Annotated in this window: 3 protein-coding genes and 1 pseudogene; 1 reads left to right on the top strand and 3 read right to left on the bottom strand. The window is 68.7% G+C overall.

What is annotated here, in order from left to right:
- The 3 genes and pseudogenes from ABZ885_RS39775 to ABZ885_RS39765 form a co-directional block, all read right to left on the bottom strand.
- Window positions 1-435 (bottom strand): GNAT family N-acetyltransferase (locus ABZ885_RS39775; RefSeq protein WP_360199877.1); only part of this gene is annotated, 435 nt, incomplete at its 3' end.
- 441 nt (window positions 436-876) lie between these two features.
- Window positions 877-990, bottom strand: a pseudogene (locus tag ABZ885_RS39770).
- A gap of 23 nt (window positions 991-1,013) precedes the next feature.
- The gene (locus tag ABZ885_RS39765) at window positions 1,014-1,745 is read right to left on the bottom strand and encodes a hypothetical protein (protein ID WP_360199875.1); all 732 of its coding nucleotides are present in this window, start codon (window positions 1,743-1,745) and stop codon (window positions 1,014-1,016) included.
- A gap of 185 nt (window positions 1,746-1,930) precedes the next feature.
- Between ABZ885_RS39765 and ABZ885_RS39760 the strand changes: the two genes are divergently transcribed.
- Window positions 1,931-2,205 (top strand): hemerythrin domain-containing protein (locus tag ABZ885_RS39760; protein WP_360199873.1); only part of this gene is annotated, 275 nt, incomplete at its 3' end.

Raw genomic sequence — 2,205 nt, 5'->3', positions numbered from 1 at the left:
GGCCTTGTGGCGCGGCACCGTCAGCCGCCCCGTGTAGGTCGCCGGTCCGTAGCCGAACCTGCGGTAGATCAGGGCCTCGGAGGCCAGCAGGACGGAGAGGAACTCGCCGCGGGCACGCAGCTCCGCGAGCTGACGCCGCATCATCGCCGTGAGCACGCCCTGGCGTCGGTGCGAGGGCAGCACACCGACGGCGGTCACCCCGGACGTCGGGAGGAGCGCCCCGCCGGGCAGGGTGAGCTCGAAGGAGTAGGCACCGGCGGTGCCGACGGGCCGTCCGTCCGCCGTCACGGCGAGCAGGCCGCGGTCCATCTCGTACGCCGACCACCAGACCCCGCCGCCGTTCTCGGCCGGGGTCTCCGGAAAGCGCCCGAACGCGGTGTGGAGCGTGTCGACGAAGACGTCGAGGTCCTTTTCGGTGGTGGAACGTATCTCCATCGCTGGCGCTGCCTCCCCTGGATTCCGGCACCACGCCCTGTGGTGTCGCCGCCCCAGTGCAGCGTCACCGCCCCGCCGGGTCAAACGAATTACCCCGGGCGCGACGGGACTGCCGGGCACGGCGGAAGCGGCCGGCGCGGCAGGACTGCCGGGCGCACCGGAAAGGCGGGAGGACCCGGGAGCGTAGCCTGCTCCCGGGCCCCTGTTTGCCGCCCAATTGCTCACACCGGCACGTTTAAGGGCCGCGGATCAGATTGAAACCGACGCGTTCTACCTTTGAACTACCGTGCCACGGAGCGGCACAGACAGGACTTGAACCTGCATTCGTCGATATTCGTCCGCGCCCGGTCGATCCGGCGTCCGGCGGCGAATGCTGAGACTGGAGCGAGAGTCTGAGTTTGACGGGGCCTGCCTCTGCCTGGCTTGGGCTACCCCGGCCGGTGGTGCCGGGGGGAGGATTCGAACCTCCACTGTGACCCCTGGTCAGCTTCAACATCAGTGTCAGCTTTTCGCACCGAGCAGCAGTCGTTGGTGCGCTCGGTGCACCCGCCCGGCTCCCCGGGCGGGCGATCATGGGGCTACCGGAACAGGTAGCCGAAGACGGCGTCACCCACCCGCTGGTCGGTGACCTCCACGGCGTTGGCCTCCTCGCGGGCGAACTTGACCGCCTGCTGGAGCTTCTCCACCCGCTCGGCGAGCTCGTTCACCCGGCGGGCCGGCAGCGCACCGGAGAACTTGACCGTGGTCCAGTAGCCGACCGCGATGTCCTCGTAGTAGACCTCGACCTGGGCCGGGTGCTTCTCGGTGGCCTCGGCCTTCACGTGGTTGCGCGGCACCTTCTTGGTCCGGATGGTGCGCACCGGCTCGGTCTTCCAGGAGTCGGTGGACGGGTCGAGGTTCCAGGACTCGGAGGCGTCCAGCATCGGGAGCTTCTTCACGAAGGTGAACAGGTCGGTGAGCTGCTTCTCCAGGAACAGCAGGTACGGGACCGGCACCTGGGCGAGCAGCACCTGACCGTCCACCACCACGTCCGCCCGGGCACCGATGTTGGCCCAGTCCTTGGTGGCCGTCACGTCGAACAGCCGGGTGAGGGTGGTCGCGGTCGACCGCAGGATGTCCTCGGCCTTCAGCTGCACCCGGGTCGACTCCGGCGGCAGCTGCTCCCCCTCCTCGTCCTTGGGCTGGTACGTCCGGGAGATGCCGGCCAGCAGCGCGGGCTTCTGCAGGTCCTGGTGGGCCTGGGTCAGCTCCTGGAAGGACTTGGACTTGACGCCCTTTTCAACGGCGATGATCTGGTTCAGCTTTGCCACGTCGAGGACGCTACCAGTGCCGAACCGATCGGCAACAGTCAATTATCGACCGGGCCGCCGCCCCCCGTTCGCAGCGCCGGCCGCTTGCCGGCGGGCCACGGTGCGTGATCGGATGGCGGCAGCATCGCGTGCCGGTGACGGACTGCGTCAGGCATGGAGGTGCGGAATCGAAGGGACCGCCACGCGTGGCTTCCCCTGACGGCGACCGGGTGGTCGCCCTGAGCCGGCAACTCGCGCAAGCACATCAGGAACTGCGCCGCCAGATCGGCGAGATCCGGCGGAACATCGGACACGGCCGGTTGAACGACGATGCAGTCCTCACCCACTGCCTGGCCTTCTGCTCGGCGTTGACCTCACACCATCAGGGCGAGGACGACGGGATGTTCTCCCGACTGCTGCGGGAACGCCCGGATCTCGCCGGAACGGTCGCGAGTCTGGTCGAGGACCACGGACTCATCGC

This window comes from Kitasatospora sp. NPDC047058, from assembly GCF_040643935.1.
Lineage (GTDB): Bacteria > Actinomycetota > Actinomycetes > Streptomycetales > Streptomycetaceae > Kitasatospora.
Note: the sequence above shows the minus strand (reverse complement) of the source record. Positions and strands in the feature narration are given on the sequence as shown.